Annotated in this window: 6 protein-coding genes; all 6 read left to right on the forward strand. The window is 48.0% G+C overall.

Annotated features, from left to right (window positions below; genetic code table 11):
* Positions 1–29 precede the first annotated feature (29 nt).
* The 6 genes from ACN0R1_RS16325 (at position 30) to ACN0R1_RS16350 (ending at position 7,301) form a co-directional block, all read left to right on the forward strand.
* On the forward strand, positions 30–1,310 hold the full coding sequence (locus ACN0R1_RS16325; protein ID WP_417584772.1) for an NAD(P)/FAD-dependent oxidoreductase: 1,281 nt from the start codon (positions 30–32) through the stop codon (positions 1,308–1,310).
* 52 nt (positions 1,311–1,362) lie between these two features.
* Entirely contained in the window at positions 1,363–1,527 is a 165-nt protein-coding gene (locus ACN0R1_RS16330) for a hypothetical protein (protein WP_417584774.1), read from the forward strand.
* Between the two features lie 86 nt (positions 1,528–1,613).
* Complete coding sequence (locus tag ACN0R1_RS16335) at positions 1,614–2,408, forward strand: ABC transporter permease (RefSeq protein WP_417584776.1); 795 nt, start codon at positions 1,614–1,616, stop codon at positions 2,406–2,408.
* Complete coding sequence (locus ACN0R1_RS16340) at positions 2,405–4,399, forward strand: ATP-binding cassette domain-containing protein (RefSeq protein ID WP_417584778.1); 1,995 nt, start codon at positions 2,405–2,407, stop codon at positions 4,397–4,399. The genes ACN0R1_RS16335 and ACN0R1_RS16340 overlap by 4 nt, the downstream gene beginning before the upstream one ends.
* Positions 4,390–5,724, forward strand: coding sequence for an FkbM family methyltransferase (locus ACN0R1_RS16345; RefSeq protein WP_417584780.1), 1,335 nt, complete (start codon positions 4,390–4,392; stop codon positions 5,722–5,724). Before ACN0R1_RS16340 ends, ACN0R1_RS16345 begins: the two co-directional genes overlap by 10 nt.
* Positions 5,724–7,301: a glycosyltransferase gene (locus ACN0R1_RS16350; RefSeq protein ID WP_417584782.1), complete on the forward strand. Its 1,578-nt coding sequence runs from the start codon at positions 5,724–5,726 to the stop codon at positions 7,299–7,301. Before ACN0R1_RS16345 ends, ACN0R1_RS16350 begins: the two co-directional genes overlap by 1 nt.
* Positions 7,302–7,361: the final 60 nt, after the last annotated feature.

The following is a 7,361-nucleotide window of genomic DNA, read 5'->3' on the forward strand; positions in this document are numbered from 1 at the left end:
TCTGGTCGTGAGCCAGTAACGAGGTGGCTATGCTGGAACAGTGTCTTTGGCAACTGACATCGGCTGAAACGCCGCCTGAAAGTCAGCGCTTGAATAGCCGTGTGCAGACCCAGGTGTGCATTATCGGTGGCGGCATTACCGGGTTATCCACCGCTGTACATCTGCAGGAGATGGGCATTGCCAGCTGTATCCTGGAAGCAGATGAAGTGGCTACCGGTGGATCGGGCCGCAATGTAGGGCTGGTGAATGCCGGCATGTGGTTACCCCCTGAAGACATCTGTACACGCCTCGGTGCTGAGCGGGGGGAGCGTGCCAACCGTTTGTTGGGTAACGCGCCTGCATTGGTGTTTGAGTTAATCGAACGCTACGCCATAGCCTGTGAAGCGAGACGCGAGGGTACCTTGCATCTGGCGCATAACCAGCGGGGTGTTAAAGCCCTGCAGCAGCGCTTTGAACAGTTCAGCCGTCAGGGCGCACCGGTTGAACTGTTTAAAGGGGTCGAGGTTGACGCCTTGACCGGCAGTAGCCAAATACCTGCCGCGTTACTGGATCGACGTGCAGGCACAATTAACCCCTGTGCCTATACCCGAGGTTTAGCACGGGCGGCGGTATCCCTGGGAGCACAGCTGTTTTGTCACAGTCCGGTGACGGCTTTAACCCGTGATGGGGATGGCTGGTTAGTGTCTACCCCAACCGGTCAGGTTAAAGCCGGTCAGGTAGTACTGGCCAGTAACGCTTACACTCAGGGTGACTGGTCGGATCTGTCCCAACATTTCTTTAGCGGTTACTACTATCAGGTAGCATCGACGCCCTTGGAAGGTGACGCCGCTGCAAGCATTTTACCTGGTGGGCAAGGCGCCTGGGATACGCGTACGGTGCTCAGCAGTATTCGCCGAGATGAGGCGGGTCGGCTGATACTCGGTAGCTTGGGAAGCGGTGAACGGAAGCCTGAGGCGCTGTTGCGCTGCTGGGCTGACCGGATTCAGAAGCACTATTTTCCTCAATTAGGTACAGTGGATTGGCAAATGCACTGGACTGGACGCATGGGCTTTACCCCGGATCATGTGATGCGCATCTATGAACCGGCTCCCGGACTGATTGCCGCCAGTGGCTACAATGGCCGTGGCAACACCACCGGCACCCTGATGGGGAAAGGCTTCGCGCACTGGCTGGCCGAAGGCAATGATGCCTGGCTACCCCTGCCATTGAGTCGGCCGCAACCTATTAAGCAGCGTGGACTTAGATCCTTGGCTTACGAGACTGGATTTAGTCTCTATCATGCAGGACAATGCCTGCGCGTCCTGATCTGATAATAACAGTTGGGATGAGTCCTTGTGATCAAGCCAGACTGGAGCACCCTGTTTGAATACTGTAATCAATGGCGTTGGCCTGTATACCCCCCTAGATGATATCAACCATGACGAACTCGTCGAGTCCTTTAACTGCTTTATAGCTGGCTACTATACCCGCCATAGTGCGGGTATAGTGACCGGCGAAGTAACTGAGATTGTGTCCCACTTCCTATAATCTGGATATTTTACAGAACGTGGTAGCGTTCGAGTGCTATAGAACAGCGCCTTGCTGAAGCTTAACGAAATTATCCAGGAGTTATTATGTTTGGTTTATTAGCTAGCCTCTGGCGTTACCGGGGCTTTGTGATCTCGTCCATTCGCAACGAATTTACTACTCGTTTTGCTCGTAGCCGTTTGGGCGGGCTGTGGATGATTATTAACCCGCTGGCGCAAGTAGCTATTTATGCGCTGATTCTCTCAAATGTTCTGGCGGCTAGACTGCCAGGTATTGATAACAAATATGCGTACGCTATCTATCTAATGTCTGGCATACTCGCCTGGAGCTTGTTTTCGGAAGTTATTAGTCGCTGCCTCACGCTCTTTATCGAGCAAGGCAATTTGATAAAGAAAATGATGTTTCCGCGTATTACTTTACCCTGCATCGTGGCTGGCTCTTGTACATTGAACAATCTGTTGCTGTTTCTGGCCATGCTTGGTGTATTTGGTGTTCTCGGTCATGCCCCGACCCTGACAATGCTTTGGCTGTTGCCCCTGACACTGGCCGTGGTGGCGCTGGCTATTGGCGTGGGTTTGATTCTCGGCGTACTCAATGTGTTTGTTCGGGACGTAGGCCAGGTTGTACCTATCGTGTTGCAGATTTTATTCTGGTTTACCCCCATCGTTTATCCCCTGGATATCATCCCTGATGATCTTAAAGGCTTCATCGCGCTGAATCCTATGTATCCCGTTGTTACCGCTTATCACGATATTTTGGTTTACGATGCCGTGCCTCAACTTGGACAAGTCTTAGTTATAGCCGCTATTGCCACCGTGCTGATGCTTTTGGGGTTGTTTATGTTTCGCCGTGCGGCGCCTGAAATGGCAGATGCCTTATGAGCCTGCTTACCGTTAATAACTTAGGCAAGGCCTATCGTGTTTACCCCTCGGAATGGCTGCGGATCGCCGGTTGGTTTGGCCTGTCGGTTAAACCGCGTGAAGAAAATTGGGTGCTGCGCAATGTCAGTTTTGATATCCAGCCGGGGGAGTCTATCGGGATAGTGGGACAAAATGGTGCGGGCAAAAGCACGCTCTTGAAGATGATTACAGGCACCTTGCATCCAACAGAAGGTAGCGTACAAATGAACGGTCGTATCGCCGCTATTCTTGAGCTGGGTATGGGGTTTAATGGTGAACTGACCGGGCGGCAAAACGCTTTCCATGCTGCCGGGCTGATGGGGTTTAGTTTTGAGCAGATCCAGCAAGTCATGCCCGAGATTGAAGCATTCGCCGAAATTGGCGAGTATTTCGATGAGCCCGTGCGTACTTACTCAAGTGGTATGCAAGCCCGTGTGGCGTTTTCCGTAGCTACGGCTTTTCGGCCGGAGGTCCTCATAGTCGATGAGGCGTTATCGGTTGGAGATAGTTACTTCCAGCATAAGAGTTTCGATAGAATCCGGCAGTTTAAAGAGCAAGGCACAACGATTTTATTAGTGACTCACAGTGCTGGGGATATCCGAGTGCTCTGTAATCGCGTTATTCTTCTGGATAAGGGGCGAGTCATTAGAGACGGGGTGCCAGATGAAGTGTTGGATTATTACAGCGCAATCATTGCCGAGAAGGAAAGTTTGAGGCTCACGATAGAGCAGCGGCGCGATGAAGGGGGGTGGCTGCGAACTGAATACGGTACGCGGGAGGCGAGAGTGGATAGCCTTCGTCTGCTGGATGCGGTCAGTGGTGAGGATGTCGCTATTGCTCGTGTCGGGCAGGATTTAGTTGTTGAGATAAAAGCCTATGCGTCTAAACAATTACCACGACTGATTCTCGGTAACCGCATCACGGATCGTACGGGGCATATCGTTTGGGGAAGCAATACTTGGCATACCCATCAAGTAGTCGAAAATGTCGAAGCGGGCTCATACGTTACTTTTCGTCTTGCTTTCACATGCACCTTAGGCCCTGGTTCTTACGCCGTATGCTTTGGGCTTGTCAGTTCGAGTAACAAGCTTGAAAACTGTTTTCACAAATCCGAAAACCCACTGGTGTTCGATGTGGTTAATTTAGCTAGGCCAGTTTTTATAGGTTCCTCCAGCCTGAATGCTAAATTTGAAATAGCTGTTCACCCTCCGATCTCTAGCCCGATAAGAATTGCAGTGATTAGCACACCTCGCTCCGGAAATACCTGGCTGCGATTAATGTTAGCGGGCCTTTATCATGCAGAGCATGTTGCTGTGCACTCACCTGAAGAGATCAAGTGGGATGCCTTGCCAAAGGGTAATTTTGTTCTGCAGGTTCATTGGGAGAAAACGCCTGATTTTATTGGTAGGCTGCAGCAGCATGGATTTAAAGTGGTGGTTCTTCAGCGGCATCCCTTGGATGTGCTTCTATCCATCCTGCAGTTTTCTCTGTATGAGCCGCAGACTGCGCAATGGTTGTTGGGGAAACATGGCAGCGAAGCTTCCATCCAAGGGAGCTCGCCGACAAGTCAGGAATTCCTTGATTATACCAAAAGTAAGCGTGCCCATGCATTGCTCAATGTGTCTGCCGCATGGAGTGAGCATGTAGAGAGCGTTGTCGTGCGCTATGAAGATATGGTTGCCAATACAGCGCAAGCATTAGCTCATATCATTGCATTTATTGGTCCTACGGAAGTGGAGTTGTCTGAGGTTATTCAGAATAATAGCCTTGAGGCTTTACGTTCAACTTCGACTAACAACCATTTTTGGCAAGGACAGCCTGGTCTGTGGCGAAAACTAATTCCGGCGCCGTGTGTTCAGCAGATTGTAGAAAGCCAGTTGGGTATTTTTGAAACAACAGGCTACACATGCGAACTAGATGAAGATTTGAGTGCGGCTGAGGCCCAAGAGATGTGGAGAAGACTGTGTCAATAACTACATATGCACAGAACTTTGAAGACGTTATGTTATGGCGTGCGCTACAGCATGTTGAAGTGGGCTTTTATATCGATGTGGGTGCTAACGATCCAGAAATCGACTCTGTAACCAAGCTGTTTTACGATCACGGCTGGCGTGGCATAAATATTGAACCAGTGGGTCAATGGTATGAGAAGCTAAAGCAGGAAAGGCCTCGTGATATTAATTTGGGTATTGCGGCTGGTGCGGAAGAGGGTGAAATTTCATTTTATGAAATCCCTGATACCGGGCTTTCTACAGCTGTGAGAGATATTGCCTTAGACCATGAGACAAACCATGGTTATGCTGGGGTGGAACGCAAGGTTGCTGTTAGACGGCTAACGGATATTTGTGCTGAGTTACATAGTGCGCCAGTTCATTTTTTGAAGATAGATGTTGAGGGAGCTGAGAAAAGTGTCTTGTTGGGGTTGGATCTGTCATTAGTCAAACCTTGGATTATTGTTATCGAATCGACGTTACCCTTCACTCAGAAAGAAAGTTTTGCGGAGTGGGAAAGTATTATTTTAGCGGCGGGCTATGCGTTTGTTTACTTCGATGGACTGAACAGGTTCTATTTATCAGACGAGCATGAAGAATTAAAGGAGTATTTTAGGTGCCCACCTAATGTATTCGATGGTTTTTCTTTTTCTGGTTTGGCAACTAACAGTTTTTGTGTAATTCAAAATGAAAAAATAGTGACCGCAGAAGCGCTGGCGGAAACGGCGGTGCAAAGAGCAACGCAAGCTGAGGCCAGGGCTCAAGCAGCCGAGGCTCATGCAACGTGCTTGCAGAGTGAGTTGACTCTAGCTAAAGCCAAAATTGACGAGTTGAACCACCTATCCCATCACTGGTGGACTCTAGCTGATGAGGCCAATAGGGCTCGTGAAACTTTATATGCCAGTCGTTCCTGGCGCATCACCCGACCACTGCGCGAGCTCGGCCTTTTTGCACGTCAAATAGGTGTGTCTCTTCCTCTGAGATTGGTGCGTAAGTTCATAAACCCCATTCTATTGATGGCGATGCGTGCTGTGCTGCATCGACCTCAGCTGGCACAGCAGCTTAGTACTTGGTTGCGCCATTTCCCTGCTTTTCGTGGGTACTTGATGACCCTTGCCCATAGGGCTGGCGTTATGGCAAATGTAGACTCGGTGGGAAACGCTGTTATGCAAAATGAATACCTGGAATTAACCTCAGCGACTATAAAAGACCAAGAATTGGATATATCCCATCTTTCAAAAAATGCGCGGAGTGTTTACTTCAAGCTGAACACGTTGATTCAGCATAACAGTGGTAGGGAACGCTGATGCGTATTGTAATTGATCTGCAGTCATGTCAGTCCGGGAGTCGTCACGGCGGGATTGGTCGATACTCGATGAATTTAGTGCAAGGGATGCTTCGAAATTCCAACGGTCACGATATTCATATAGTGCTTAGCTCTTTGATGAGGAGTGGTGACGCTGAAATATACGATTCGCTGGATGGATTGATTAGCAAGGATAACATACATATTTGTGATGTGGTGGGTCCCGTATTTGAGTTGGATCCAAATAATACTTTCAGGGCTAGATCGTCAGAGCTTCTCAGGGAGTATTTCATTTCAAAATTGAGCCCAGATATTGTTTTTGTAACCAGTTTGTTTGAGGGCTTGGGTGATAACGCAGTAGTATCAGTGTCGAGATTGCTGAGCGGCATACCAACTGTAGTAATACTCTACGATTTAATTCCTTTGGTTGAGAGTGAAACGTATTTATCGGATGCTAGAGCCAAGACACATTATTATCGCAAGCTTGATGATTTGAGTCGTGCTGACATTCTTCTTTCCATATCTGAGTATTCAAGGTTTGAGGCTTTGCAAGAGCTTGGATTGCATCCGGATAAAGTAGAAAATATTTCGTCTGCAATTGATGCAAAATTCAGAAAAATAGATGTAAGTGAAGCTGCCAATAAAAAGCTTCAAGATAAGTATGGTTTTAGTAAAGATTTTATTCTGTATACAGGGAGCTTTGACCAAAGGAAAAACCATGAGTATTTAATTAAAGCCTATTCAAAGCTCCCTAATGAGGTGTGTGATAAATATCAGCTTGTAATCGTAGGAAATGGCTGGGATGGAGTTTATGATCGCCTTAAGTCTGTTGGCTTGAGTGCCGGGTTGTCAGAGGGCGACTTGATTTTTGTAGGGAAGGTAGAAGATGAAGAGTTATTGATGCTCTATAATCTTTGCTTTTTATTTGTGTTTCCTTCTCTCCGTGAAGGTTTTGGCCTTCCCGTTTTGGAGGCTATGTCATGTGGCGTGCCAGTCATAGGTTCAAACGCGACAAGTATTCCAGAGGTTATTGGGAACGAGAAGGCGTTATTTGATCCGTACAGTGTAGATAGTATAAGTTCCAAGATGTTAGAGGTGTTGACGAATGCTAGTCTTAGAGCTGAACTGGTTGAGGCTGGGCTAATACAGGCAAAAAAATTCTCATGGGACCTTTCTGCAAAGGTTGCGCTTGCAGCCTGTGAACGCTTGTTTGCTAGCCTTGGGGAGCAAAAGCGTCTAGCAAAAATCACCTGCAATGACCTTATGAATGAAATAAGTAACTTACCCAGCGCTCAGGAAGCAACATCTGAGGATATCGCTGCTCTATCTGTAGTTATTGGAGATTTATTTGTTGAGTCAGGCGTACAGGAGGGTAAAGACTTATCCTGCTCGAAGATCGGGCTTGTGACTCCGTGGAATACCAAGTGTGGTATAGCTATGTATTCTAAATACCTGATTTCAAATGAACTTGATGAATATGTAGTATTTGCACCTTCTGCTCAAGGAGTCGCTTTTACCGATGAGTCTAATGTAAGGCGTTGCTGGGAAGTGGGAGGGGAACGTAATCGTTCATTCTAGGACGTTATAGACTTACTTCACATCCTTAAGTGGTCTGAGAAGACCTGGTGATACCTTATA

Origin of the sequence: Nitrincola sp., assembly GCF_048264025.1 — a bacterium.
In the GTDB taxonomy this organism is placed as follows: Bacteria; Pseudomonadota; Gammaproteobacteria; order Pseudomonadales; family Balneatricaceae; genus Nitrincola.

Coding starts and splice junctions, on each gene's coding strand:
- ACN0R1_RS16340 (WP_417584778.1), top strand. CDS start 2,405: ATGAGCCTGCTTACCGTTAATAACTTAGGCAAGGCCTATCGTGTTTAC.
- ACN0R1_RS16335 (WP_417584776.1), top strand. CDS start 1,614: ATGTTTGGTTTATTAGCTAGCCTCTGGCGTTACCGGGGCTTTGTGATC.
- ACN0R1_RS16325 (WP_417584772.1), top strand. CDS start 30: ATGCTGGAACAGTGTCTTTGGCAACTGACATCGGCTGAAACGCCGCCT.
- ACN0R1_RS16350 (WP_417584782.1), top strand. CDS start 5,724: ATGCGTATTGTAATTGATCTGCAGTCATGTCAGTCCGGGAGTCGTCAC.